Raw genomic sequence first — 24,696 nt, forward strand, 5'->3', positions numbered from 1 at the left:
TTGCCAGATTTTTAGGAGTAGGGTCGCTCAAGAGGATGCCCTCACGACAACTTTGAATAGTTTGAACTTTACTGTTATTTGCGTACTTGCCTACAATTCCTTACGATCTTTTAACCTGAGTAGTTACCTGAATTCAATAAAAAAGCCGGATTTGAAACAAACAAATCCAGCTCATCTTAAATTGCACTTACGATTAATTACCGAACATGCGGAGACTGATAATAGATCTTGGAGCCATTATCTGCTACAAAATGACAAGCTAGATAAGACTTAAAGAAGCTTTTCCAAATCGGCTCACTTGACTTGCGGTAGTAACTTCCTAGCAAAGGCTTAATTGCTTCTGTTGCTTCTTGGAGCTTATAGTGCGGCATGTTTGAAAAGATGTGATGAGCTACATGCGTGCCAATGTCATGATGAATTGGGTTAAAGATGCCATAGTCTCTATCGATCGTGGATAAAGCACCTTTCAAGAAGTACCAATCATCACCCCGATACCAAGGAATATCATCTTCAGTGTGATGTAAGAAGGTAACTAAATCTAACCACATCACAAACACTACATATCCACCAAGATAGTACTTCAGCAAAAACAAGAAGCCAAACTGGAATGTTAATGCTGCAAGAAAACCAATCATTGCTAGCCAGCAAATTGTACTGACAATGATGTCATTGCGTTCCGAAGGCTTAAACAAGGGGCTATCCGGCATGAAGTGAGAGCCTTGTTTGCCAGGCGAGCGACGAAACAAGTACAACGGATATGCAATCAACGGCAAGTAGAACCGCATCAGCTTTTCTAGAAATCCCATTTCTGCATACTTCGATTCGGTCACAGGATACCAGCTTTCATCTGTGTCGATGTTGCCTGTATTCGAGTGGTGCGTCCGATGGCTGATTCTCCAACCATGAAATGGGACAAGAATCGGAGAATGCGACAAATGTCCAATGAGATTATTCAACCATTTGTGCTTGGAAAATGACCCATGTCCACAGTCATGTCCAACTACAAATAATGCCCAGAACATTGTGCCCTGAGCAAACCAAAAGATGGGGAAGAATAACCAAGAATCGAGATATGCTGCGATCGCAATCAGCCCTGCAATGATTCCAATGTCGAGGAAAAAGTAGGACAGCGATCGCGCTGTTGAAGGTTCAAAACAATGGTCTGGAATCGCGTCTCTTACGTCTTTTAGAGTGAATGGAAGGTCTTGAGACCGCGTAGCCGGAGTCTTGATTGAGAAAGCATCAGATGGACTGGGGTAAACTTGCACGATTTCTTTTTACGAAACAATAGTAGGTAGCTCGGCTATTTTACAGCCTTGTCGGGGGATATGTAACGGTATGTTTCGCAAATTGAGTGAGATTTCTTCCTCGGTATAGACAGATTTGACGTGAGCAATCCCTGAACAAATTGTCACGAATAAGACTCCACCCAATTACTTGGAACTAGGTGGAGTCAAAATTCAGCGATCGCCAAATTTAACTTTGAACTTAAGTTTGAGGTACTTTCGCCAAAGTCAACGGCACATCAGACTTCACGCCTGGCGCATAAACCTGCGCGACATAGTCTGCAATCATCCGATGCGTGTTGAATGCAGGGCAATTCGTCTTAATCGATGCTTTCATCATCTGCACCCAACCATGCGGAACGCCGTTCTCATCCTGCTCGTAGTAGAGCGGAATAATTTGATTTTCCAACAGGTCATAGAGTGAGTCAGAATCGATCTTATCTTGGAGAACTTGATCGCTCGTGTGAGCATCTTCTCCGATCGCCCAACCGTTCAAGGCTTTACCATTGGCATCGGTCAAGTAGCCTTCACACCACCAACCATCGAGAACGCTGCAATTTAGACCGCCATTGAAGCAGACCTTTTGACCACTCGTTCCAGAAGCTTCTAACGGACGACGCGGATTGTTAAGCCAAACATCTACACCCTGGACTAATTTCCGAGCGGTGTGCATGTCATAGTCTTCGATGAAAGCAACGCGATCGCGAACATTCTGATGAGTCTTACACCATTCCATGATTCGCTGAATGATTCGCTTGCCTTCTTCATCAGCCGGGTGAGCTTTACCCGAGAAAATGATCTGAACGGGCTTCTCGTCGTTGCTAAAGATTTGTAGCGCTTTTTCTACATTTCTGAGCAGCAAATCACCCCGCTTGTAAGGACTGAAGCGCCGCGCAAACCCGATCGTGAGAATCTTCGGATCAAGTAAATGCTGCGTTGCTTCGACTTGGCTCCAATCTTCGCCTCGGTTCTGCCGTGAATTTCTCACTTTCTGGCGCGTATGAGCGACGAGACGCTCTTTGAGGATTTGATGTCTCCACCAAATTTCTTCATCGGGCGCATTGTCGATCTTTGCCCAAGTTTGGGGATCAAGTACTTTCGTTGTCCAATCTTCGCCCAAGTACTGGTTGTACAAGTCTGCCATCATTGCAGAAGTCCAGGTTCCAGCATGAACGCCATTGGTGATGTAGCCGATCGGAACATTGTCTTCGCTCTTTTCTGGGTAAAGCACTGTCCACATTTTGCGGGAAACGTCGCCATGCAATTCGCTGACTCCGTTTGCCGATCGACAAAGCCGCAAGGCTAAAACAGTCATGCCAAACGGTTCCCAAGGATCGCCTAAGCGACGTGCGCCCAAGGCAAGGAATTGTTCACGAGACAGTCCTAATTCTCCCCAGTATTTTGCGAAGAAAGAATCCATCAAGTCGGCGGAGAAGACATCGTGCCCCGCTGGAACGGGCGTGTGCGTTGTGAAAACGCAGCGATCTCGCACGCCTTTCTCAATGTCGTAGAAGGATTTTCCAGTTTTCAGGATTTCCTGACGACAGACTTCTAGTAGACAGAACGCCGCGTGACCTTCATTCAAGTGATAAACCGCAGGCTCGATCCCCACAGTTTTTAACGCCCGAACGCCCCCAATGCCCAGAATAACTTCTTGAGCGATCCGGGTTTCTTGGTTGCCACCGTACAAGTGCCCAGTCAGCCAGCGATCGATGGGATCGTTATCTTCTCGATCGGTATCCATCAAGAACAAGCTGACTCGTCCAACTTGCGCTTTCCAAATTTGTACTTTCACATGGCGATGCCGGACGAGAACTTCAAACACTAAAGGCTGGTCGTTCTCATCTTTCAGCAATTGCAGCGGTAACCGCTCGAAAGGATTGTTGATGTAGTAATCTTCCTGCCAGCCACTTTGATTGAGCTTTTGACGGAAGTAACCTTGACGGTAAAGTAAGCCGACGGCAACCAGCGGAACCCCTAAATCTGAAGCAGATTTCAAGTGATCCCCAGCGAGAATTCCCAAACCACCGGAATAGATTTGGAGCGATTCGTGTAAGCCGAACTCTGCACAGAAATAAGCGATCGGGTTCTGAGCCGTAATTTGTGGAGCGACGCGGCTTGACCAAGTATCACTCGATGCCATGTATTGCGTGAACTGCTCTGACAATTTCTTCAGCCGTGCCATGTAGTTTGGCTCAACCGTCAATTGGGTCAAGCGATCGAAACTCACGGTTTCGAGCAGCACGATGGGATTATGTCCACAGCGCTCCCATTCGTCGGGATTGATCGACTGGAACAGCGAAATCATATCTGGAGTCCAGCACCACCAGTAGTTGTATGCGATTTCCGCCAAAGGCTTCAAGGCTTGGGGTAAACGCGCACTCAGTCTGTCAGCCGGATTGACAGTTGAAGTATAAGTCATAGATTTGAAGATCTCTTTGCTTTCTTAGAACGATAGGAATCGAAGTTCTGGGGCGTTTTTGCAGCTTAATCTGGGTTCCCAGAAGCTTCGTATGTGTTCCTGGACAGCGCGAAGTTACGCACTGTGAAACGGCGATCGTGTGTTTTGGATTGTACCCCGTTGAACATCAGACCTGGCTTATCGTTTTGTAGCATTATTTATCGGGATGCAACGACGAATTACAGATTGTCTTCAGGCTCTGGTGCAGATGGCGGCGCTTGACGCTCTAGATACAAATCAATAAAGTCTTCGGCTGCGGTGGTGTTAAGCTCTCGCAAGGCTTTAATCACATGCGTCACAGCTTCGGCAAGGGGATCACTGATCTCGTTGACCCACTGATGAACAGTCGATCGATTGATCCCCATCGTGACCGCCAATCGGTTTTGGCTAATCCCGTAGGTTGAGAGTACTTGTCTTAGTGCCTTTCCTGCTTTTCCCATGTTGCAGATCTTGGCAAAGCCAATCGCGTTCGTAAATGGTTGTAGTAACCAACATGCGTTGATTACATAGTCTCTGATGACGAGATTGATACTACGTTAGGTTTCTGTACTGTTGTGAAGAATTGTTATGAATTAAAGACGGGGCGGGTCATCGAATGGATTTTGATAAATTTGGGGACGAAGTGCGAAATTTTGCCCTCAAAATCGTTAAATTTTATTGAATTCAAATCTTGACCTGTATTGAGAATGAAGATAAGAAGAAAAAGTAAAGGGCAGCTTTCTGAACTGCCCTTTGTTGAAGATGAAAGCGAAATCGAAGTTTAATTTAAATCGAAACTTGTGCTGAACTGGGTTCAGCGATCGCTTCAACTTCCTGGGGCACAGGCTGGACTGCGGGCATTTCGCTCTGCATTTCTCGTTCTTGGAAGACTAAGCCTGTCAAATGGACGATCGACAATCCAAGCGCGGCTAGTGAAACGACATAGCTGTGCAGCGTGTACATATGAGCAACCGTCAAACTGCCGACACTGCCACCTGTCAAAATTTCACGCAGAGTTGCGCCAATGAATGGGATAGCTTCAATGGTTCCCAATTCGATTTTCAACCGCCAGAATCCGATCTGATTCCAGTTCAAAATCATGGCTGTCCAACTGAGTCCGATCGCACTTAAGGTAAAAAGAATTCCACTGACCCAAGCTGTCAGCCAACTGCGACGAAATCGCTCTCCCAAAAACATGACGAAAATCTGAATCAGACCGACTACAATCACAAGATTTCCAGACAAATTGTGCAGGGTGTGAACGAGCCAACCAAAAGGAATGGTCTGATCAATGGCTTGTAACGAGTCGTAAGCTGCACCCGCCGCAGGTTGGTAGTAAAACGCAATCAGAATTCCAGAGGTCGCAGCGAGAAGCGTTAACGTTACGATCGACACTGCAAGAATCGTGGATAACCGTCGCAGAATGAAGGCTGGAGTAAGCATGACGGAAATTCGTAATATGTATAGTTCTGTTAACTAAATTGTAACGAAGTCTCTCAGAATCGGAAATGATTCTTAATGTATTTGATAAAAATTCCCCTCCACTGTCCAGAATTCAGTATTTTTCCATCGCAGCAACTCGGTCGGACGCGATAAAATCATTGCCTGAAGCTTTGGGACAGAACATTGCCTACTCTCGGTGTCAACATTGACCATATCGCGACCATTCGCCAAGCCCGCCGTACTGTCGAACCCGATCCCGTCGCAGCGGCAGTTTTAGCAGAACTTGCAGGTGCAGATGGCATTACCGTCCATTTGCGAGAAGATCGCCGTCACATTCAGGATCACGATGTCCGTCTGCTCCGCCAAACCGTGCGAACGCATTTGAATTTAGAAATGGCAGCTACCGATGAAATGGTGGCGATCGCGCTCGATATCAAGCCCGACTACGTGACCCTCGTTCCCGAAAAACGTGAGGAAGTGACGACTGAAGGCGGACTCGATATCGCGGGGCAACTGAACCGGATGACGGATGTAGTGACGACGTTACAAAGTTCTGGCATTCCAGTCAGCTTATTTATCGATGCGGAACACGACCAAATTGATGCTGCGGCTGAAACTGGGGCGAAATTTATCGAATTGCATACCGGACAATATGCCGGGTCTTACTCAGAAGAGGGACAGGCGAAGGAATTGGAGATTTTGGCTCAGGGATGTGAAATCGCGATCGCTGCCGGATTGCGGATTAATGCGGGACATGGATTGACCTATTGGAACGTTTACCCGATCGCGCGACTCCCTGGCATGGAAGAATTGAATATTGGACATACGATCATTAGTCGAGCTGTTCTCGTTGGATTTGAACGAGCGGTGAGAGAAATGAAACAAGCAATTCGTGGGCAACTTTAACGCCTGTCCTGACCCTTTTGAACTTAAGAACAGACCATCATGACAACCTACTATTACGTTTTAGCCAGCCAAAAATTCCTGTTACAAGAAGAACCGATCGAAGAAGTTCTCAAAGAACGGTATCGCGACTATGCAGAAAAGAACCGAGAAATTGATTTCTGGGTGATCAAAGAACCCGCGTTTCTTGAAGCACCAGAAATGGCAGAAAACAAAGCAAAATGTCCTCGTCCGGCAGTCGCGATCGTCTCGACCAAGAAACAATTTATTACATGGCTCAAGCTGCGACTAGAATATGTCATCACTGGAGAGTTCCAGCAATCGGAAACCATTCCCGAACCCCTGGCATCTCTTGAACCTGTCCCTTAAACCCGGAAATTTCTATGCCCCAGATGCCCTTTCAAACTGTTTTTAAAGCGATCGCCGGAATGACACTTGTATTGAATGTGATTCCGCCTGCTTCTGCCCAACTTGCAAATTGCCAAGCGCCGCGATCAAATGAGCCTCTTCTTCTGGTTGTGACGCGCACTCCTGAAGCCCAAGCGCGCCTCCGAAGTGTAATTTCTCGGGATGCAGAAGTCTCAGTTTGTAATTACTTTGGCGAAACAGTGACGCGCATCGGGGGCTACCGAGATACGGATACAGCGAATTCTTGGGCAGGTTACCTCAACGAGACGGTGAAACTTCGGACGTTTGTAGCGCTACCCGCAGGTGGGCAAGTTGCCAGTCAGCCAGAAGTTCCAGTCCAAGCGATCGATCTCTCTAGAGAGCCTGTACGGACTGCAACGCTTTCTCCTGAGCCGATTAATCCCAATCCATCGGGTTACAATCCTCGGGCTTTGGAAGACGGATTTGCGGTGATTGTAAATCACTATAATCGCCCTGAAGTTGCTGCTCAAATGCAGCAAGTTTTGAATCGCAATATTGGCCTCGTTTCGTTTGAGCAGCGTCCATTTCTGCTAGCTGTCCACACGCGCGATCGCGGTAGTGCTGATCGCATTATGCAAATTCTCAACGATCGCGGATTTGCCGCCATGCTCGTGAGTGGTCGCCGCTTAACCTTGCTGACTCCAGTCGTACAGACAGATTCTGCGATCGGGGGACGATAAGTAGATCAAGCCGTATTTGCTTACGGCTTTTTGATCGCGGCTAAAACAAACGCGATTGCGGCTTCTGTGTGCTTTTCAACCTTCTCAGGACTTAAGCGATCGACATCTGGCGTTAAATGCTGCCAATTTTCTTGCACTGTGAAGTAGAAAATGCAAACGCCTAGAATGTGAGTCAGCATCAACATTGGATCATCAACAGGGCGAAAATCACCGGATTCGATGCCTCGTTCTAGAACTTTGATCACGCGTTCAAATATGCCTGACCAGTTTCCTTGCTTGAAATAAAGTCCTTGATTTTGGCTTGCTTCTTGAAACCACAGCATTTGTCGATAAGGATTGCGAAATTCGTTTGCGATCGCGACTCGAATAATAAAAGTAATCGCATCTTCAGGCGATAAATGATCGAGTTCTAACTGTTCTACAAACTGCTGATTTTCTTCCATGGGGCGCTGTAGAACGGCGCGATAAAGTCCTTCTTTATTTTCAAAATAGTAATGAATCATCGCGGTCGTAATCTTGGCTTGTTTTGCGATTGCGCTAATTCTTGCTCCTTTCAATCCATGCCGAGAAAACTCAATTTCTGCTGCATCTAGAATTTGCTTTTGAGTGATTTCTGCATCTCGAAATTGCCGTTTTTGAGATTGTGCCATCCATCACTCCTGCCATGATTCAGGAAATTGTGCTTCTAAATCTTGGCGACCATGCAGAATTCTAACCACTTCAACTAATTCATCCGTAACGATGTAGAGAACGATGTAATCGTTCAGTAAAACGCCTCGTAAATTGGGCGCGAGATATCCATAGCTTTTCCCGATATTTGGAAAGCTAACAATATTGCGACATTTTCGCTCAAATTCGTCTACGAATTTCTCACCAGCGTCAATGCTACGTTCAAGGAAATAATCCAAAATGCGGTTAAGGTCTCGACTCGCAGCAGGAGCAATCTGATAGCGGCGAGTCATTCTCTTATACCACGAGCTTTAGCGATTTTGTCTCTCAGTTGCGCGATCACAACTTCGCCATCAACGCCTTCGCCTCTGTGCAATTCTGCGAGTCCAACTTGGACATCTTCACGTGCATCTTTAAGCCATCGATCATACTGTTCTCTCTTCTCTAACAGCTTAAATGCGGCATCAACTACCTCATCGGCATTCTTATACTGTCCAGATTCAACTCTCGCTTGAATAAATTCTTGCTGTTCAGAGTTCAATGCCATGGCCATCATCTCGACTTACACTTTCTCATCATGATACAGCGATCATTAGTTGACTTTTCTAGACCGGATTTCCAAACTAACTAAAAAATTAATTAATTAAAATCTCATGAACATGCTGCAAGGATCGCCTTGGTTGCTGGTTCATCGATCGATGCTGAAGTCAAATCAGCCGAAAAAGGTATCGCTGTACGGTCGGGATTATGTCCTCTGGCAAGACTACAAAGGCGAAATTCGTGCCTTGTCCAATGCTTGCCCAACATGGGTGCAATGCTGTCTGAAGGCTGGTGCGTGGCGAAATCTGATGGCAGTAGTACGATTGCGTGTCCTTTTCATGCACTGGAATTTGATCAGACTGGCTCAACGGTGCTACCAGGTTCTAATAAAGCAACGAAATCATTGTTAAAACCGCTGGAATTGATCATTCAGGGAGATTTGATTTGGTCTTATGGCGGAGTGGCGCCGAAAGTGCCAATTCCAAATGTCTTGAATGAGTTTACAGCAGACTATGAATTTGCTGGAGTTGCAGGAGAGTGCAGTGTCAAAACAGATTTGCTCAGCATGTTGTTAAACATGCACGATTACAACCATCAAAATGAAACGCATCGACCTTTATTTGAGATTGAACGGATTGACTTTAAGCGGTTCATTGATCAACGCTTGCATTCTCATGCGTACTATGACATGCCAAGAGCTCAACCCAAGTGGCAAGACCTTCTCAAAAATCCTGCGTTACTCGGAATGCCAAAAGTCATTCGGGCACATTTAGAAAACTACTTTCCAGCGATCGTGATCTTTCATGGTGAAGCACCCATCGGAACCATTAAACAGTGTCATATCTTTGTGCCTGAATTTGAGACGCACACACGAACTTATGTCTTAGCTTATGGCAGATTCAAAAATCCTGTGTTTCGATTGTTGAAAAACAATGTTCTGAAATTCGCTGCAACCGTTGTCGAACAAGATGCAGATATTTTGGGCAAACTCTACGCTGACAGTCCGCAACATATCAAACTCAACAATGAAGTTGGTATGGACTGGGTAAGACGCAATTTTGCCAACTTTTCAGAGATGACAAATTCCAGATCTTAGCTGCTAAAACGGAAATGGAACGATCAATTTTGCATGGTTCCCGGATCAAAAGTCGATCTCTCAGCCCTAAGTCTAAGATCTGAAAATCTTTACAAAACTTTACAATTAATTTGATTTTCCCCACGCTCTCCACAGACAATCCACAAGTTTTCAAGTTCTTTTCCACACTTTTTCCACACCAAACTGAAAGTTTTCCACAGGAGATCGAGCTAAGATCGGCATTTTTCGGCGAACTGTGGATAAGTCATCGAATCCGGCGAACTGGGCTGAAAATCGCTCAATTTTGTGAAGCCATGTAACGAAAAAATGGCTGAAACACCGATTCTGCCGTTCAGTAACTTTGATCTAACCGACGAGCTTAACTTTTCTTGATGTTGATCTTCTTGCAGCGATCGCGCAGAATGTAGCGACTAACCGAAGAGCGCACAGCCGCACCGAAACACACGATTTCCACAACGCACATTTGAGAGGGGAAATCAAGCAGGGGGTCGGACTGGCGTAAGTTTCTGATGCAAATTTTCAGAAAAACGGATAGTTTCTTCACTCGTTTCACTTCTTGAGGTTTGATATGGATAGCAACATTAGTCTTTTCGTTGAAATTCCTGAAGCTCTGCATCAATCGTTTCAAACCTTTCTTGATACCCGTCCTGACTGGGATCAAGATCGGGTGATGTCGGCGGCATTGTCATTGTTCTTGTTGCAAAACCGTCCTGCAAACGAGCGTCAGAACGATCGACAAACCGCACGGATCTATCTCGATTCGATTTTCAAGCGTCCGGTTGAGCAACTCTAGTTCAATCTTTCAGTTTCGTGTTTTCAGCTTTTAACCTTGTTTGCCTTAGCCATGCCTTATCAGATTTCTGCCACAAAACTCCAGGCATATAGTCGCTGTCCTTATGCGTACTATTTGCGGTACGAGCGACGACTGACGAGTAACGATTTTTTCGGTTCAGCCGCATTGGGAACAGCGTTGCATCAAGCCTTAGCAATGGTTCATCGGGATTGGCACTACCACGATTCAGTCCCGGATCAAGCATGGGTGCTACGCTGTTGGGATGAAGCCTCCGAAGGCTTAACGACCAATCAGTTTGAAGATGGTCGATCGATGTTGGAGAACTACTATGAGACGTTCATCCAAAATCAGCCTTCGTTGCGTAAACCATTAGCGGTTGAAGGACGAATTCAAGCTTTTCTGCAAGTAGAAAGTCTCGAGTTTTGCATTACGGGACGCTACGATCGCATTGACTATCTCGACGATGGTTTAGAGCTAATCGATTACAAGTCCAGCCGGGAGTTGAAAGTGCCGGAATCTGATGAAATGGATTTGCAGATCGGATTGTATTACCTGGCGTTGGAGCAGACCTACCACCAAAATCTGAAGTACTTAAGCTTATTGTTTCTGAGATCGGCTGAGAAGGTTCGCTTTAAGGCAACTGATCGCCACAAGAAGCAAGTACAGGCTGTGATTTCAGATTTAGCTGTGCGCCTGCGTCAAGACCAGACGTGGGAACCAACACCCGGTAAACAATGCGATCGCTGTGCGTATTCTCGCTATTGTTCAGCTGTGAATCTTGATCCGGCTCCGTTGCCGACGACAGCTAGCGCATCTCCCGAATTGCAGCTAGCTCTCGGTCTGTAAGTTATTCCCTGTTGATGGTAGTTAGTACGATGAATCGCTTTATTACTTACGCTAGGAAGGCTAGTAGCGCCCCGTTTCTCATTTCAATTTATCGAGATGATTGGACTTACAGTGGATATCGCGCGATCTCTTGGGCAAATGTTCGAGTTGTTCGGGCTGCTAAGGCGACCCGTCAAGTTACGCAGGATAAGATTACTGATCGTCCGAGAATTCGGAAGTTTAGTTAGAGCTATCAGGTGGCTGTTATTCAATGCCTCTACTGGTGTACATAGCAAATTTGCTAGGGTGCTCAGTGAGCAACAGCATCGATTTGTAGCTCGTATTGAACTGGGGTTGTACTTGTTGGTGCAACAATCAATTCATAGATTCCCGATCGCTGAATCTTTCCACTCCAGGTCGATTGGTTAGAGTTTTTAATGAGCGATGCTTCTGCTGAGAACATCCAAATTGCGATTTGACCCGCAGGTGCTTTTAGGCTTAGCTCAATAGTCTGCCCTTGTTTGAATTGCGATCGGTAAACTTTACCTACTCCCTGTTTGAGTGTTCCACTCATTTGAGATGAGATCAGTTCAGATTTAGCTTGCTTTGTCTGATCGAATGCGATCGCATACCAAACTTGTCCGAAAGTTCTTGGATTGAGCATCTTACCTTGCTGGTCAGGGAAAAGTGCGACAAACTGCGCATCGGTGAGTGTTTCAATAGCGCGATTGCTAAGGTTAACACTTCGCTTAGATTGCCAAGCATCATAGTTTACTCTCTTGTAAGTTCCCATCCCTCTACGAGCTTCTTTGCTGAGTAGCTCTAGTTGCTTGAGGAGTGCTTCTGAAGATTGAGAAGTTTCTTCGGTAAGTTGGGAAAGCAACTGCTGTGAAACGTTCAAGCGTTTAGAACGTTGCGCCACTGTTTCAGGTGGTGCTGAGTCGGCTTTTATTGCGATCGGAGGTGTGACGAGTTCAGGCTGTAAATTAGATAGGTGATTGATCAAGCGATATGCAGAAATTGCTGCTAGCCCGATCAACACAAAAGTAAAAACAATTGAAGCAATATCTTTCTGATCAGGTGTAAACAATGCTTGCATCACTTTTGCAGCAGAAGAATAGCGTTGATGATCAGATAGCATTCGATCGAGAACTTTTACAATGCGCGGATCAACCGATTCCCAATCCTGCCATTCCCATTGTCCTGTCGCTTCATTATAGAGATCTTTGGGTTCGCATCCGGTTAAGAGCACGATTGCGATTACTGCTAAGTAGTAAAGATCCTGATCAAATGTTTCCGCAAAATGAGCTTGTGTAAATTCTGTCAAAATCAGCGAACCATCTTCACGCTGAATGATTGAATTGAGTGAAATACTACAGTGAGCAATTTTCAGACGGTACAGCGATCGCAAAATCGACAAGACTTGTTTCAAAAAACGCATCACTTCCGTTTCAGAAAAGATGCGCTGCTGTTCTAATAATTCTCGATACGAGCGTCCTTCAATATAATTTCGGATTAAATAGGCTCGATCAAAATCGACGATCGCATCTTGATATTGCGCCACATGCCGCAGGTTTAATTTGGTCAGAATTGCCTGAAGCTCATTCAAATCTGTCGTCGTTTCTTCTAAAACATAAAGCTTATTCGTCGTTTGATCGATCGCCAAATACACCCAGCCTACTGTTCCTAGGTAAAGCAACTTGAGAATGGAATAGCGATCGACTAAAACAGATTCAATAGACAATGGTGTTCGCATCGCAAATCATCTTGTCCAGGATTGAAGCCTAGACAAATATCAGTATTTATGTACTAAGCTAACACGGCTTTTTAAAAAAGTGATTATAAAAAAATCATGAAGCGGATCTGTTATTAAATAAAAACGCTGAGGCACTCTACAAATAAGGAAGTTACGTAACGATCTCAATGCCCTCGTGAGCGTGAATTGCTGTCCGAATACGATGACGAGATATTAGCGTAAGTTCTGTAACTTACATATCAGGTGGTCTTCTTACATGCGTCCTATTTCTTTGTCTGACTCCCGCCCCAAGATCAGTACGATGCCACGTCCCCAGACTGAAGCAACGGCTTATCTCAATCTGTACAAACTATCGATCGAGAAAAAGCGTCTCCAGTGTGAACTAGATTCGATTGAACAACGTCGTCATCGTATTCAAAAGCGCCTGTCTTTCCTCGAAAGCCAAGTTGCTGAAATGCAGCAATCCGCTCAAGTGTCTACTCCTAAGTTGGTCTCTGTTGAGAAAAATTCTGCTCCCGATTCAGCTTTGAACATGCTGTTTCTTGAGTACTAAGGTTTGAAGTCTGAGATTTGCTGCTGCGCGATCGAATGGAAGATTCGATCGCGTTTTTTGCGTCACTATTCTAAATTTGAGACTCATTTCTATTGCGTTGACACAAGATCACTTCCAATTTTCTACTCTTTAAGTCGGACGCATCTTGATGAAGAGCTGAAAATAATTATTCAAAATTGGTAAAGAAACGACCGAACCTAAATAAGACTCAGTGAAGAAGAACAGAACTTACGTAAGCATCACTTCCTGCGTGTAATAAATTACTGATGTTCCACTTATCGTAAATCCTCGCTGCTGCTCATCGACTGATTCCTCAGTGATAACACGTATTTTGCGAGCGATTTTACAAACTGCTCAGAACTCAGACATTGACAAGTTCAACCTGCTTTTATTTGCCGTTTCTGCTTAGCCCGCTCATGTCTGATCGGGTGAGACAGCGCAAGTTGACCCCTATCCGGAAAATGCGATGTTTACAGCGAAAGCTAGTCAAACCTACCCAGCTTCTTCAATTTCAATCTCTCCCTCTGCCCACACTAAAAATCATTCCGTTGATCAACCTAGAGTTTCCCATGTCGAAGCAACTTACGCGCTCTCTTCAATTCAGCAGGGTATGTTGTTTCATCACCGATACGAACCGAATTCTGGCGTAGATATTGAACAAGTGGTTTGCAGGCTACAAGAGAATCTGGAGGTTGATCGCTTCGCCCAGGCATGGCAGCAACTAATCGATCGACATCCCATTCTCAGAACTCGCTTCGGTTGGAACGCCCAGAATGAGCCGATCCAGCAAGTCCTAGCAGTCGATGAAATTACGATCCAGTACCACGATTGGCGATCGAACACAGCAGATCAGCAAATTCGGAAATTCAAAGCATTTCTACGCTGCGATCGCCAAAATGGATTTGATTTCTCTGGGTCATTAATGCGATTTGTGCTTTTCCAAACCGCCCCTGATGTGTATCAGTTCGTTTGGACATTCCATCACATTCTGTTAGATGGGCGATCGATCACGCAGATTCTGCAAGAAGTCTTTGCTCTGTACGATAATCCAGCACAACCGCTTCCTGCACGTCGCTCTTATCAAGATTACATTGAGCAGCTTCATCAGCAAGACTGGTCGCATTCCAAATCGTATTGGCAAGACTTGCTCAAGGGATTCACAACTCCGACTCCTTTACTGCATGCGCCATCACTGCATCAAACACAGACCCAATCTGGGCATGGAACTGCTCGATTAAACTGCTCGATCTCATTGACAGCACAACTGAAATCATTCGCTCAGCAACATCACATCACGCCAAATACTCTAGTTCAAGCTGCTTGGGCATTACTCTTACATCGCTATAGCAATGAAACATCTATTGTTTTTGGAGTAACAAGAGCTTGTCGCCGATCTTTACTTCCCGATGGCGACTCGATCATTGGATTAATGATGAATACGCTGCCCGTGCGCGTAGAGATTACAGACGAAACAACGGTTTTACCTTGGCTACAAGCACTGCGATCGCAACATCTTGCTGTCCGTCCTCATGAAAATACACCTTTGTCTCTGGTGCAGGATTGGAGTGATGTCCCCCGTGGAACAGGATTGTTTGAAAGTATTGTCGTCTTTGAACATGAGAACTTTAACGATCGCCTGAAACAAGGTAAACACCGCTCCTTTAAGCTGATTGAACAACCTTCATTTCCATTAGTCTTAATTGCAAGTTTAGGAACAGCTTTAGAGTTACAGATTTCTTACGATCGAGCAAGATTTACCCCTGAGACGATCAAACGCATGTTAGATCATCTTCAGGTGCTCTTGCATGGAATGATTGCCAATCCGCAGCAATCCTTGTCAGATCTGCCGCTAATTACGGCTGCTGAACGCCATCAACTGTTGTTTGATTGGAATGCAACGGCTGCAGACTATCAAGCGCAGCAATGCTTACATCAACTTTTCGAGGCACAGGTTGAAAAAACACCCAATGCGATCGCAACAGTCTTCCGACAACAATCGCTAACTTATGCTGAGCTGAATCAGCAAGCAAATCAGATTGCTCACTATCTACGATCGCTAGGAGTCGGGGCTGGACAGTTTGTCGCAGTCTTTCTCGATCGCGGCTTGGAAATGATTCCTACGCTGCTTGGTATTCTCAAAGCTGGAGCTGCTTATATTCCATTAGAAACAAGTTTCCCACCTGCTCGAATCGAATGGATTCTGGAATCGCTGGCTGTTCAAGTTGTCATCACTCAAGTGCGCTACGTTGCAATACTTGAGTCATTGTATTTGCGGAATTTACAGCATCTTGTTTGTTTAGATGTGAACTATCCAGTTTTTTCAGATGTCAAAGTTTCCACACAAGCAGACATTCAACAATCCTCGATCGAGAATTTGCCGCTGCATTGTACTTCTGAAGATACAGCCTATGTAATTTTTACTTCTGGTTCAACTGGGACGCCAAAAGGTGTTGTGGTCAAGCATCAGCCTGTGATCAATTTGATCGAATGGGTGAATCGCACTTTTAATGTAAATCATCAAGATCGAGTTTTATTCATTACTTCCCTTTGCTTTGATCTCTCGGTCTATGACATTTTTGGATTGCTTGCAGCAGGCGGCTCGATTCAAATTGCTTCGAGTGATGATGTGCGCGATCCTCAAGTATTGATCAATCTTCTCAAAACAGAGCCAATTACGTTTTGGGATTCTGCTCCGCCAGCATTACAGCAGCTTTCATCGTTTTTCCCCTCCCTGCTCGATGGTCCCTCTTCACTGCGGCTTGTGTTTATGAGTGGAGATTGGATTCCAGTGACGCTCCCAACTGCATTGCAAACGACATTTCCAGGTGTTGAAGTCGTGTCATTGGGAGGTGCAACAGAAGCAACAGTTTGGTCGAATTACTATCGCATCGATCGCGTTGAACCGCACTGGAAAAGTATTCCTTATGGGAAACCGATTCAGAATGCTCAGTACTATGTTTTAGATGCCAAGTTAAACCCTTGCCCAATTGGCGTGACAGGTGAACTGTACATTGCAGGAGATTGCTTGGCAGTTGGCTACACTGATCCGGTTAAAACCGAAGAACGCTTTCTGCCAAACCCATTTGTGCCCGGTACAAAAATCTATCGAACTGGAGATCTCGCCCGTTTCTTTGAAGATGGCAATATCGAATTTTTGGGACGCATTGATCATCAAGTCAAAGTACGAGGCTATCGAATTGAGCTAGGTGAGATTGAAGGTGTGCTTTCACAACATCGATCGATTACCGATGCGATCGTCATGGCACGAGAAGATCAACCTGGAGACAAACGGCTCGTCGCGTATATTGTGGCTCAAGCCAAACTTGATGCAAATGACGTTCGACAACATCTGCGCGAGAAGCTGCCAGAGTACATGGTTCCGTCTGCGATCGTATTTTTAGATGCAATTCCTTTGACTCAAAATGGGAAGGTCGATCGACGAGCTTTACCCATGCCGGAAGCCGTTCGGGTTGAGCGTAATGATGTCATTGAACTCACTCAGAATCCACTGGAACGGCAGTTAATGTTCATGTGGGAAAAAGCATTAGACATTCAACCGATCGCGACCACGGACAATTTCTTTGATTTAGGGGGCAACTCTATTACGGCGGTGAAGCTGATCAACCAGATGGAAAAAGCATTTGGGCGACAGTTTTCTGTTGCTGCATTATTTCAAGCGCCTACGATCGCCCAATTTGCCGAAATTATCCGAGATGGACAAGAAATCGATCCCTGGGCAATTATCGAAATCAATCCGCTCAATGGGAAAAAACCACCGCTCTTCTGGTGTCAGAACTATGGCGATTTACTTCCGCATCTTGATCCGGAGCAGCCATTTTTTGCGCTGGAATCTGGCTATCAGCAAGTCACAAACCCAGAGACTCATATTAAAGATTGGGCGGCAGGTTATGTCGATCGCATTCGGGATATTCAGCCTGAAGGACCGTATTTTATTGGAGGCTATTGTTTTGGGGGCTATGTTGCCTTAGAGATTGCTCAAATGTTGCGATCGCAGGGTCAAGAGGTTGCACTCTTGATTTTAGTAGAAACCTTTGGACCGGGTGTCCCTCAATATCAGCACCAAAAACTTACGGCACGCAATGTAGTTCTTTACACAACTAGTATTCGCCGTCGCATTCTCGGAGCCTTCGATCGACATTGGCACGCGATCGAAGATCAAAAAATCGCTCAGAAAACCGGGGGTCGAGTAGTGAAAGTCAATTTACCCCCTGCTAAACCCATTCAACGTGCTGTTCAAAGCTATGAGATACAGCCTTACTCTGGGCGGGTTGTGATGTTTGAGGCAGCATTGAGTTCGCTCAAGTCGAGATTAGCTCCAAGAGCCTTCTGGGACAATATTTTCAAGGGGGACTTCTCGATCGAGCGGGTCAGCGGAACGCACCACACTGTGGTGTATCACAACAATGGGCGCGATCTGATGCAGCGGATTCAAGCCTACCTGGAGCCATATCGCCTCAAGTGAAGTCCGATCCGCCGATGGGGAATCTTGCAGACTCGTTAAAATCCGTCCACTGACCAGTGCGGCGGATCGTACTCTAATTTGTACACCCCAAACGTTGCCCCAACCTCCCAGAGTGTGGCATTCTGACTTGCATCTCCGGTTCCTGGAACAGTCACCATTTGTCCATTCCCATTTTGCATTCGTAGTGGGGGCTTCCAAGTGACGATCCAATCGATCGCTAAAGCCTGAGTATGTCGAGACTGGAGTGCGGCTGGATTGCTTCCAATTCCAAATGCGTTCACCATGTCTCGTGCCGCTTGGTAAGATGCCGCATCCGTGTAATGCACCCAATCAATATCAACTCCCACCATCGGCGGCACATCCCACGGAGCGAAGTCTCGATTGTTCAATTGCACCGCATAGTGCATCATGTAAGCCCGCTGAGGGGGTCGGTAGGTATTCGTAACTTCGATCTCTGCTCCTGCATCTTTCAGCGCTTTTTCAAATGCGCGCACTCTTTGACGGAATGGAGATGCCAAATCATCGATCGACTGACTCGCGGGAAAAAATCGTACCCATTGCGCCCCGCTTAGCCTCGCTCTCTGCCGTCGAGCATACTCTGTCAGAATTGCTAGCCCCGGCGCATAATCGCTACCTAGCTTCTGTTTTGTTGCGGCTGAAAGCGTAGCATCTAATCGAGGTCGAAAATTCACATCCAAAATTTTGTAGGCTTCGGTCATGCCTTTCGTACTACCTAGCCCAAAATTTCCATCTAAGGTTAAAGCTGGATTGAGCCGCCCAATGACATTAAGGCTCCGCTGTAAATCCCGCACTTCTGCTGCACCGTAGTTCAAATAACTCAGCAACATGGCTGCGCTTAGATCGGCGACGCGATAGATAAATCCTTGACTCAGCGCTTTGGTATAGGTCGCATTGCCCACAATTCCATCGGCGATTAAACCGTTCTTTTGCTGGTAATCTTTTGTAACTCGATCGCTCACACTACCGAAGCCATTATCGACAGCCCCGATCGGGAAATTTTGATCTTGTAAAAATCGCTGCCATGCACCAACGGCTGCCCCAGTCGAGCCACGCTGAATCACGGGTAATCTTAAAGCATTGATATTAAATGCCATACTCTCTCCTGAAACCAATGCAGGCGTTTGTAAATCGCCTCGCGATCCATCATACTGAGCGGCTGAAAAAAAGGATGTAACGGTTGGTCAAAATACGTTACATCCTTGAAGGATTGATTCTTTTGTGGGGGAGTAGGGCGATAGAAGATCCCTAAAAATCTGCCGGAGCTGCCGATCGCATCTTCGCTTTCGCTTTTGCTGCACTCTTCTTCAGTGCATCCAGACGCGCCTGATATTTTGCGCGCTGTCTCTTTTTGGGAGTTTGATCAATTAAAGTCTTTAACGCGCTGCCCAAACTCTTGTAGGCATTCGGCAAAGTATAGCCAAAGCGAGTTGCTAATTGGATAGCGCGCTCGTCGGCTTCGATCGCTTCTTTGACATTCTTCTCGCTGTTGTTCTTCTGATAGAGTCGCCAGCCAGCAACCCCCGATAATCCCATCGCTAACAGCAATAACAATCCATCTTGTACCCACAGTTCCCCGACTGCGCCGCCAAGTCCGATCGCTAATGCCGCCATTTCCCAGCCATCTTTCGGGATCGTGTCCGCTTGAACTCGCGCGACTTCATGCCAAAACAAGAGATTTCGTTGGTCGATCGCCAACTGATCCCATTTCGGCATATCAATTTGGATCTCGATCTCATCCCGACCGATTTCCTCACAGGTGATCAGTGGAGGATTGACCGCGGTCGTTGTTTCGATCGTGACCCAACTCTGCAATTCCGGGGGTAGCAGGGTCTTCAAGCGACGTAACTCGCTCATGTCGGCTCTAGCGGACGAGGTTGCATAAGATGTCATGGACTTCAGCCTCAGAATGAACGCCTATCCTCATAATATTGCGATCTTAGCGATTCTACGGAGGATGGGTATAGGTGAATTCATTCTGCCTGATAAAAGTCTTATCAAGCAAGTCGTGCGAACCGAATCTTTTCAATTAATTCGATAGTTTGGTGGGTATGGGTTGGGGACTCTCTGGCGCGTAGTGGGAAATGACCACGATCGGTAAAATCAACGTAATCAATGCGATCGCAGTTCCAACAAGATTGACAACAAAATTGGCAGATACGGGATGCGATCGTTTCGGAGCGGTAGCCTCACTACCTATGTGCATAGAGCGTTTTAACCAACTCAATAAGGTTCAGCAGGAAAGCCCTGATTCTTTCCTAGTTAACCCAGGTCAGAGAAATACATTTCACTGTATGAATAATTTTAGCTAATTTTTCCCAGGTTTCTGTTGCTCATAAACAATCCTGATAACTCTCATGTAGCAACGGATACATAATGCTGTTTTGGGTGAATCTTGCAAGGATTTTTGTCTACCTCGGGGTAGATGCTGGTTGAGCGATCGAGTTTCTACTCTCAACATCGTTATTTCCGAACTTGGGCTGTACGGTTCTACTGACTGTGGCACAGCAAGTGCTTTGCTAAAGTAAGGTTAATCGAGATTGAAATTTGATCCTCAGTTGCGAGGTACAGACTGTGAACGATACTTCTAATCAACTTCCTGAGTTTCTTCAAGGTGCGGGCGATGCTAGCGGTAAGCTGCTTCAATATGTACAGTCGCTTGAGCCTGAAACGATCGCTCAACTTTCTAAGCCGTCCTCACCTGAAGTGCTGCAAGTGATGGAGCGCAATATTATCGGGCTGTTGGGCGGTCTGCCTCCTGAAAGTTTTGATGTGATGATTACGACGAACCGCGAGTCTTTAGGCAGATTGCTCGCGTCGGCAATGATGAGCGGATACTTCCTGAAAAGCGCTGAACAGCGGTTGGCATTGGAAAAATCATGGTCAGATGTCCAATAAGAAATCGATAAAGTCCTCTAGCTCGGCAGGGAGTTTCTCTCTGCCGAATTTTTTGGTGTCTGAATTGCGATCGCGCTTACTGGATTGGTATGCAACATCGGGGCGTTCTCTCCCTTGGCGCGAGACACGAGATCCTTATCGGATCTGGATTTCGGAAATTATGCTTCAGCAGACTCAGGTGAAAACGGTGATCCCGTATTTCGATCGCTGGATACAACAATTTCCTTCAGTGCAGAGTCTTGCTGATGCTGAATTGCAAACAGTGCTAAAAGCTTGGGAAGGTTTAGGCTACTATGCTCGCGCTCGCAATCTGCATCGGGCGGCAAAGCAAATTGCTGAAACTGGGTTTCCAACTGATTTGGATAGCATCCAAGCACTGCCTGGAATTGGACGAACGACCGCAGGGGGAATTCTCAGTGCGGCGTTTGATCAACCGATTTCGATTCTCGATGGCAATGTCAAACGAGTTTTAGCGCGACTGATTGCATTAGACAAGGTTCCAAATAAGGCTTTGACGCAACTCTGGGCGATTTCCGATCAATTGATTGATCCCGAAAACGGGCGTGATTTTAACCAAGCATTGATGGACTTAGGGGCAACGGTTTGCACGCCGAAAAATCCAGCCTGTTTGGTTTGTCCTTGGCGATCGCACTGCAAGGCTTACAATCTAGGAGTTCAGTCGGAGCTACCTATGTCAGAAACTCGTACAGCGATTCCTCATAAAGTTATTGGTGTTGCGGTGATTTGGAAGGATCAGCGCATTTTAATCGATCGCCGAAAACCCGAAGGCTTACTCGGGGGATTGTGGGAATTTCCGGGCGGAAAGTTAGAACCCGGAGAAACGATCGAGGAATGTATTCAGCGAGAAATCCGAGAAGAATTAGCGATCGACATTGCAGTAGGCGAACAACTTATCGTCGTTGATCATACCTACACTCATTTTCGAGTCACCTTGAATGTGCATCACTGTCAATATTTAGCAGGCGAACCCCAAGCGATCGAATGTGATGAGATTCGCTGGGTTTCTATTGATGAGTTATCGGACTATCCTTTCCCGAAAGCGAACATCAAAATTATCGAAGCGCTGCGCTCAATGAGCTTTTCCGGCTCCTAGATAGAGTTCTGCCACTTTGGGATTGTTTAATAACTCAGAGCCTGCGCCTTCAAAGCGATCGCGTCCTGCTTCTAAAACGTAGCCGCGATCTGCCATTTCTAGAGCTTTCCGGGCATTTTGCTCGACCAGTACGATCGCCGTTCCATCGCGATTAATTTGGCGAATCTGCTCAAAAACGCTATTGACGAGAATGGGAGACAATGCTGCTGAAGGTTCATCGAGTAACAGTAAATCTGGTTTCAGCATCAGTGCCTTCCCCATTGCTAACATTTGCCGCTCTCCGCCCGATAGGGTTCCTGCCCGTTGTTTCCGGCGTTCTGCGAGGCGAGGGAATCGCATATAGATTTCATCTTTGAGCGGCTGTAAAGGCTCATCGCGGACAAATGCACCCATTTCCAAATTTTCTTCGATCGACAACGACGGAAATACATTTGCGATTTGGGGAACGTAACACATGCCTTGGCGGACGATCTGATCCGATCGCAAGCCAGTAATATTCTGACCTTTGAAATGAATGCTGCCCGTATGGGGAGTCAGCAAACCGAACACGGTTTTTGCCAGCGTTGACTTTCCGGCTCCATTCGGTCCAATAATCGCCACCAATTCACCCGGATACACCCGCATGTTTGCGCCTTGCAAAATGTCGAGATCTTTTACATAGCCTGCGTGAACATTTTGGACATCAAGAATTGGCGAGGTCATAAGAACCGAAATGCGGAAGGATCAATTAGCAACTCTAACATCCTTCGGCATTCGCGGAAGTTTGCAGATGACTTGAGGGCTTGTGGCAGTCCTAAATTGGGTGGGGAGTAGGGAGTAGGGGGTAATTTTTCTACTCCCCACTCCCCACTCTTTTAGCCTTTACAACTCAAACATTGCGCGGTTTGAATTGCCGCTTACTGCGGTGTAGATTGCAGATCAGGGCGTTCTTCGGGCAAGATCGCGCCTTCAACCGGACAGACTTGGAGACAGATCCCGCAATCAATACAGGTCGTGAAATCAATCCAGTACCAATCTGTGCCTTTTGTATTTTTGCCAGGCCCTTCATGAATGCAGGCAACTGGACAAGCATCGACGCAATCGGCAACGCCTTCGCAGATATTTGTAACGATCGTATGAGACACAGTGTTCTTCTCTCTGAGCAAATCGACAGGTAGGACGGTTGTCCCGGATATCTATTCTCGTACACTTGTCACGCTTATGGGGCGAATCTGCATCGGATTCTCAGGCTTAGAAATCATCCGTACTGATAGATTCCGGAAGCTATCAGCGATAATGCAAGAATGTCAGCGATCGGTCAACTGTATGCTTCATCGCATCTTGATAGAAACTGTCTTTCAGATGAATTCAAGATGAACTTGGGTACGTTAGGGTTGACATTGGGACGGTCTGGCACAAACCTCTGGGGAGTGATCGTGCTCCAGCGAGTGGACTGGCTTGATTTAAGTCCGAATCAGGCAGCAAATTGTCCAGTTTGTTAAGCGATCGTATGAAAATTGATGGCGTAGGGTTGGAGAATAACGATTTATGAAAGCCATGATTCTGGCAGCCGGAAAGGGCACGAGAGTTCGACCGATTACCTATACGACTCCGAAACCCATGATTCCGATCCTGCAAAAGCCTGTAATGGAATTTTTATTGGAGTTGCTCCGGCAACACGGCTTCGACCAAATCATGGTCAATGTGAGCCACCTTGCCCATGAAATTGAGAATTATTTCCGCGATGGGCAACGCTTCGGCGTCGAGATTGCCTATTCGTTTGAAGGCAGTATTGTCGATGGTGAATTGATCGGGGAAGCGCTCGGCTCTGCGGGCGGAATGAAGAAGATTCAAGACTTTTCGCCGTTTTTTGATGATACGTTTGTGGTCTTGTGTGGCGATGCGTTGATTGATCTCGACTTGACTGCGGCAGTGAAGTGGCATCGAGAAAAAGGATCGATCGCAACCATTATCTCCAAACCTGTTCCGCGCGAAGAAGTATCAAGCTATGGCGTGGTCGTCACCGATGAATCTGGCAAGATCAAGGCGTTTCAGGAGAAGCCTTCGGTTGAAGAAGCACTGAGTACGAATATCAATACTGGAATCTATATTTTCGAGCCGGAAATTTTTAACTATATTCCTTCCAATCAGGAATACGACATTGGGGGCGAACTGTTCCCGAAACTCGTCGAAATGGATGCGCCGTTCTATGCGCTGCCGATGGAGTTTGAGTGGGTTGATATTGGGAAGGTTCCAGACTACTGGCATGCCATTCGCAGCGTGCTGCAAGGCGAAGTGAAAAATGTTCCGATTCCGGGCAAGGAAGTTGCACCGGGCGTTTATACGGGTCTGAATGTCTGTGTGAACTGGGACAAGGTGGATATTCAAGGTCCCGTTTATATTGGCAGTATGACCTGCATTGAGGACGGGGCAAAGATTGTCGGTCCGGCGATGATTGGACCAAACTGCTGGGTGTGCAGCGGAGCGACGGTCGATAATAGTGTGATTTTCGATTATTCGCGGTTAGGACCGGGCGTACGTTTGGTCGATAAATTGGTGTTTGGTCGGTATTGTGTCGATAAGACGGGAGCGACGATCGATGTGCAAGCAGCATCACTCGATTGGCTGATTACGGATGCACGACATCAGTTTCCTAGCCATCCGACCGAGGAGCATCGCGCGATCGCGGAACTGCTGAATGTTGGCAAAGGTGCGCTTTGATCCTTGGTTGATCATTGAAAACCTTGCACGGCTCAATGCTGAAATTTAAGTCACAATGGCTGATGTTGAA

Annotated in this window: 27 protein-coding genes; 14 read left to right on the forward strand and 13 right to left on the reverse strand. The window is 46.3% G+C overall.

Annotated elements, in window-relative coordinates; translation table 11 throughout:
* Window positions 1-197: 197 nt before the first annotated feature.
* The 4 genes from J0L70_RS19130 to J0L70_RS19145 all read right to left on the reverse strand — a co-directional run bounded on the left by J0L70_RS19130 (window position 198) and on the right by J0L70_RS19145 (window position 5,169).
* Entirely contained in the window at window positions 198-1,268 is a 1,071-nt protein-coding gene (locus J0L70_RS19130; RefSeq protein ID WP_017286037.1) for a fatty acid desaturase, read from the reverse strand.
* 220 nt (window positions 1,269-1,488) lie between these two features.
* A complete protein-coding gene (glgP, locus tag J0L70_RS19135) occupies window positions 1,489-3,708 on the reverse strand; it encodes an alpha-glucan family phosphorylase (RefSeq protein WP_017286038.1) in 2,220 nt (739 codons plus the stop codon).
* 218 nt (window positions 3,709-3,926) lie between these two features.
* Window positions 3,927-4,187 carry a helix-turn-helix domain-containing protein gene (locus tag J0L70_RS19140; RefSeq protein WP_017286039.1) on the reverse strand — a complete coding sequence of 87 codons (261 nt, stop codon included), beginning with the start codon at window positions 4,185-4,187 and terminating at the stop codon, window positions 3,927-3,929.
* A 325-nt stretch (window positions 4,188-4,512) separates the two neighbouring features.
* Window positions 4,513-5,169: a cytochrome b N-terminal domain-containing protein gene (locus tag J0L70_RS19145; protein ID WP_017286040.1), complete on the reverse strand. Its 657-nt coding sequence runs from the start codon at window positions 5,167-5,169 to the stop codon at window positions 4,513-4,515.
* Between the two features lie 183 nt (window positions 5,170-5,352).
* On the opposite strand from J0L70_RS19145, the gene J0L70_RS19150 reads away from it, so the two are divergent.
* From J0L70_RS19150 to J0L70_RS19160, 3 genes are read left to right on the forward strand one after another with little or no spacing between them, the layout of a single operon-like run.
* Window positions 5,353-6,075 (forward strand): pyridoxine 5'-phosphate synthase, encoded by a 723-nt coding sequence (locus J0L70_RS19150; protein ID WP_287455558.1) that lies wholly within the window; start codon window positions 5,353-5,355, stop codon window positions 6,073-6,075.
* A gap of 39 nt (window positions 6,076-6,114) precedes the next feature.
* Window positions 6,115-6,441 carry an MgPME-cyclase complex family protein gene (locus tag J0L70_RS19155; RefSeq protein ID WP_017286042.1) on the forward strand — a complete coding sequence of 109 codons (327 nt, stop codon included), beginning with the start codon at window positions 6,115-6,117 and terminating at the stop codon, window positions 6,439-6,441.
* A gap of 14 nt (window positions 6,442-6,455) precedes the next feature.
* A complete protein-coding gene (locus tag J0L70_RS19160; RefSeq protein WP_017286043.1) occupies window positions 6,456-7,181 on the forward strand; it encodes a hypothetical protein in 726 nt (241 codons plus the stop codon).
* Between the two features lie 20 nt (window positions 7,182-7,201).
* On the opposite strand, the gene J0L70_RS19165 is transcribed toward J0L70_RS19160, so the two are convergent.
* From J0L70_RS19165 to J0L70_RS19175, 3 genes are read right to left on the reverse strand one after another with little or no spacing between them, the layout of a single operon-like run.
* Window positions 7,202-7,831 (reverse strand): TetR/AcrR family transcriptional regulator, encoded by a 630-nt coding sequence (locus tag J0L70_RS19165; protein ID WP_017286044.1) that lies wholly within the window; start codon window positions 7,829-7,831, stop codon window positions 7,202-7,204.
* A gap of 3 nt (window positions 7,832-7,834) precedes the next feature.
* Window positions 7,835-8,143, reverse strand: a complete 309-nt coding sequence (locus J0L70_RS19170) for a type II toxin-antitoxin system RelE/ParE family toxin (protein ID WP_190653789.1) — start codon at window positions 8,141-8,143, stop codon at window positions 7,835-7,837.
* On the reverse strand, window positions 8,140-8,397 hold the full coding sequence (locus J0L70_RS19175; protein WP_287455559.1) for a ribbon-helix-helix domain-containing protein: 258 nt from the start codon (window positions 8,395-8,397) through the stop codon (window positions 8,140-8,142). The genes J0L70_RS19170 and J0L70_RS19175 overlap by 4 nt, the downstream gene beginning before the upstream one ends.
* A gap of 151 nt (window positions 8,398-8,548) precedes the next feature.
* On the opposite strand from J0L70_RS19175, the gene J0L70_RS32010 reads away from it, so the two are divergent.
* The 5 genes from J0L70_RS32010 (at window position 8,549) to J0L70_RS19195 (ending at window position 11,352) form a co-directional block, all read left to right on the forward strand.
* Complete coding sequence (locus tag J0L70_RS32010) at window positions 8,549-8,800, forward strand: Rieske 2Fe-2S domain-containing protein (RefSeq protein WP_353736651.1); 252 nt, start codon at window positions 8,549-8,551, stop codon at window positions 8,798-8,800.
* Window positions 8,686-9,486, forward strand: coding sequence for a Rieske (2Fe-2S) protein (locus J0L70_RS19180; protein WP_353736647.1), 801 nt, complete (start codon window positions 8,686-8,688; stop codon window positions 9,484-9,486). The genes J0L70_RS32010 and J0L70_RS19180 overlap by 115 nt, the downstream gene beginning before the upstream one ends.
* A 568-nt stretch (window positions 9,487-10,054) precedes the next feature.
* Window positions 10,055-10,279, forward strand: a complete 225-nt coding sequence (locus J0L70_RS19185) for a DUF2811 domain-containing protein (protein ID WP_017286048.1) — start codon at window positions 10,055-10,057, stop codon at window positions 10,277-10,279.
* Between the two features lie 51 nt (window positions 10,280-10,330).
* On the forward strand, window positions 10,331-11,125 hold the full coding sequence (locus tag J0L70_RS19190) for a RecB family exonuclease (RefSeq protein WP_026148383.1): 795 nt from the start codon (window positions 10,331-10,333) through the stop codon (window positions 11,123-11,125).
* Window positions 11,126-11,139: 14 nt separating this feature from the next.
* Window positions 11,140-11,352: a hypothetical protein gene (locus tag J0L70_RS19195; protein ID WP_287455561.1), complete on the forward strand. Its 213-nt coding sequence runs from the start codon at window positions 11,140-11,142 to the stop codon at window positions 11,350-11,352.
* Window positions 11,353-11,414: 62 nt separating this feature from the next.
* On the opposite strand, the gene J0L70_RS19200 is transcribed toward J0L70_RS19195, so the two are convergent.
* Complete coding sequence (locus J0L70_RS19200; RefSeq protein WP_287455562.1) at window positions 11,415-12,860, reverse strand: serine/threonine protein kinase; 1,446 nt, start codon at window positions 12,858-12,860, stop codon at window positions 11,415-11,417.
* Between the two features lie 301 nt (window positions 12,861-13,161).
* On the opposite strand from J0L70_RS19200, the gene J0L70_RS19205 reads away from it, so the two are divergent.
* Both J0L70_RS19205 and J0L70_RS19210 read left to right on the forward strand, forming a co-directional pair.
* Window positions 13,162-13,413, forward strand: coding sequence for a hypothetical protein (locus J0L70_RS19205; RefSeq protein ID WP_017286051.1), 252 nt, complete (start codon window positions 13,162-13,164; stop codon window positions 13,411-13,413).
* A gap of 466 nt (window positions 13,414-13,879) precedes the next feature.
* Window positions 13,880-17,896, forward strand: coding sequence for a non-ribosomal peptide synthetase (locus tag J0L70_RS19210; protein ID WP_287455563.1), 4,017 nt, complete (start codon window positions 13,880-13,882; stop codon window positions 17,894-17,896).
* Between the two features lie 35 nt (window positions 17,897-17,931).
* On the opposite strand, the gene J0L70_RS19215 is transcribed toward J0L70_RS19210, so the two are convergent.
* The 3 genes from J0L70_RS19215 to J0L70_RS19225 all read right to left on the reverse strand — a co-directional run bounded on the left by J0L70_RS19215 (window position 17,932) and on the right by J0L70_RS19225 (window position 20,120).
* Window positions 17,932-19,011: a peptidoglycan-binding domain-containing protein gene (locus tag J0L70_RS19215; RefSeq protein WP_287455564.1), complete on the reverse strand. Its 1,080-nt coding sequence runs from the start codon at window positions 19,009-19,011 to the stop codon at window positions 17,932-17,934.
* 151 nt (window positions 19,012-19,162) lie between these two features.
* Window positions 19,163-19,807, reverse strand: a complete 645-nt coding sequence (locus J0L70_RS19220) for a DUF3318 domain-containing protein (protein WP_051077757.1) — start codon at window positions 19,805-19,807, stop codon at window positions 19,163-19,165.
* Window positions 19,808-19,943: 136 nt separating this feature from the next.
* Entirely contained in the window at window positions 19,944-20,120 is a 177-nt protein-coding gene (locus tag J0L70_RS19225; protein ID WP_154660820.1) for a TLTLP motif-containing protein, read from the reverse strand.
* Between the two features lie 368 nt (window positions 20,121-20,488).
* Between J0L70_RS19225 and J0L70_RS19230 the strand changes: the two genes are divergently transcribed.
* The gene (locus tag J0L70_RS19230) at window positions 20,489-20,812 is read left to right on the forward strand and encodes a DUF760 domain-containing protein (RefSeq protein ID WP_017286055.1); all 324 of its coding nucleotides are present in this window, start codon (window positions 20,489-20,491) and stop codon (window positions 20,810-20,812) included.
* Window positions 20,802-21,926 (forward strand): A/G-specific adenine glycosylase, encoded by a 1,125-nt coding sequence (mutY, locus tag J0L70_RS19235; RefSeq protein WP_353736648.1) that lies wholly within the window; start codon window positions 20,802-20,804, stop codon window positions 21,924-21,926. Before J0L70_RS19230 ends, mutY begins: the two co-directional genes overlap by 11 nt.
* On the opposite strand, the gene J0L70_RS19240 is transcribed toward mutY, so the two are convergent.
* Complete coding sequence (locus J0L70_RS19240) at window positions 21,903-22,628, reverse strand: ABC transporter ATP-binding protein (RefSeq protein WP_268182818.1); 726 nt, start codon at window positions 22,626-22,628, stop codon at window positions 21,903-21,905. The two genes, mutY and J0L70_RS19240, sit on opposite strands and share 24 nt — an antisense overlap.
* 194 nt (window positions 22,629-22,822) lie before the next feature.
* Entirely contained in the window at window positions 22,823-23,050 is a 228-nt protein-coding gene (locus tag J0L70_RS19245) for a ferredoxin family protein (protein ID WP_017286058.1), read from the reverse strand.
* 228 nt (window positions 23,051-23,278) lie between these two features.
* On the opposite strand from J0L70_RS19245, the gene J0L70_RS19250 reads away from it, so the two are divergent.
* Together J0L70_RS19250 and J0L70_RS19255 are read left to right on the forward strand one after the other, a co-directional pair.
* Entirely contained in the window at window positions 23,279-23,407 is a 129-nt protein-coding gene (locus J0L70_RS19250) for a hypothetical protein (RefSeq protein ID WP_263970820.1), read from the forward strand.
* Window positions 23,408-23,453: 46 nt separating this feature from the next.
* On the forward strand, window positions 23,454-24,626 hold the full coding sequence (locus J0L70_RS19255; protein WP_017286060.1) for a nucleotidyltransferase family protein: 1,173 nt from the start codon (window positions 23,454-23,456) through the stop codon (window positions 24,624-24,626).
* Window positions 24,627-24,696 lie beyond the last annotated feature (70 nt).

This window comes from Leptolyngbya sp. UWPOB_LEPTO1 (assembly GCF_017302695.1).
GTDB classification, from domain to species: domain Bacteria; phylum Cyanobacteriota; class Cyanobacteriia; order Leptolyngbyales; family Leptolyngbyaceae; genus Leptolyngbya; species Leptolyngbya boryana.

Coding starts and splice junctions, on each gene's coding strand:
- glgP (WP_017286038.1), bottom strand. CDS start 3,708: ATGACTTATACTTCAACTGTCAATCCGGCTGACAGACTGAGTGCGCGT.
- J0L70_RS19140 (WP_017286039.1), bottom strand. CDS start 4,187: ATGGGAAAAGCAGGAAAGGCACTAAGACAAGTACTCTCAACCTACGGG.
- J0L70_RS19145 (WP_017286040.1), bottom strand. CDS start 5,169: ATGCTTACTCCAGCCTTCATTCTGCGACGGTTATCCACGATTCTTGCA.
- J0L70_RS19155 (WP_017286042.1), top strand. CDS start 6,115: ATGACAACCTACTATTACGTTTTAGCCAGCCAAAAATTCCTGTTACAA.
- J0L70_RS19160 (WP_017286043.1), top strand. CDS start 6,456: ATGCCCCAGATGCCCTTTCAAACTGTTTTTAAAGCGATCGCCGGAATG.
- J0L70_RS19165 (WP_017286044.1), bottom strand. CDS start 7,831: ATGGCACAATCTCAAAAACGGCAATTTCGAGATGCAGAAATCACTCAA.
- J0L70_RS19170 (WP_190653789.1), bottom strand. CDS start 8,143: ATGACTCGCCGCTATCAGATTGCTCCTGCTGCGAGTCGAGACCTTAAC.
- J0L70_RS19175 (WP_287455559.1), bottom strand. CDS start 8,397: ATGGCATTGAACTCTGAACAGCAAGAATTTATTCAAGCGAGAGTTGAA.
- J0L70_RS32010 (WP_353736651.1), top strand. CDS start 8,549: ATGCTGAAGTCAAATCAGCCGAAAAAGGTATCGCTGTACGGTCGGGAT.
- J0L70_RS19185 (WP_017286048.1), top strand. CDS start 10,055: ATGGATAGCAACATTAGTCTTTTCGTTGAAATTCCTGAAGCTCTGCAT.
- J0L70_RS19190 (WP_026148383.1), top strand. CDS start 10,331: ATGCCTTATCAGATTTCTGCCACAAAACTCCAGGCATATAGTCGCTGT.
- J0L70_RS19195 (WP_287455561.1), top strand. CDS start 11,140: ATGGTAGTTAGTACGATGAATCGCTTTATTACTTACGCTAGGAAGGCT.
- J0L70_RS19200 (WP_287455562.1), bottom strand. CDS start 12,860: ATGCGAACACCATTGTCTATTGAATCTGTTTTAGTCGATCGCTATTCC.
- J0L70_RS19205 (WP_017286051.1), top strand. CDS start 13,162: ATGCCACGTCCCCAGACTGAAGCAACGGCTTATCTCAATCTGTACAAA.
- J0L70_RS19210 (WP_287455563.1), top strand. CDS start 13,880: ATGTTTACAGCGAAAGCTAGTCAAACCTACCCAGCTTCTTCAATTTCA.
- J0L70_RS19215 (WP_287455564.1), bottom strand. CDS start 19,011: ATGGCATTTAATATCAATGCTTTAAGATTACCCGTGATTCAGCGTGGC.
- J0L70_RS19220 (WP_051077757.1), bottom strand. CDS start 19,807: ATGACATCTTATGCAACCTCGTCCGCTAGAGCCGACATGAGCGAGTTA.
- J0L70_RS19225 (WP_154660820.1), bottom strand. CDS start 20,120: ATGCACATAGGTAGTGAGGCTACCGCTCCGAAACGATCGCATCCCGTA.
- mutY (WP_353736648.1), top strand. CDS start 20,802: ATGTCCAATAAGAAATCGATAAAGTCCTCTAGCTCGGCAGGGAGTTTC.
- J0L70_RS19240 (WP_268182818.1), bottom strand. CDS start 22,628: ATGACCTCGCCAATTCTTGATGTCCAAAATGTTCACGCAGGCTATGTA.
- J0L70_RS19250 (WP_263970820.1), top strand. CDS start 23,279: ATGAACTTGGGTACGTTAGGGTTGACATTGGGACGGTCTGGCACAAAC.
- J0L70_RS19255 (WP_017286060.1), top strand. CDS start 23,454: ATGAAAGCCATGATTCTGGCAGCCGGAAAGGGCACGAGAGTTCGACCG.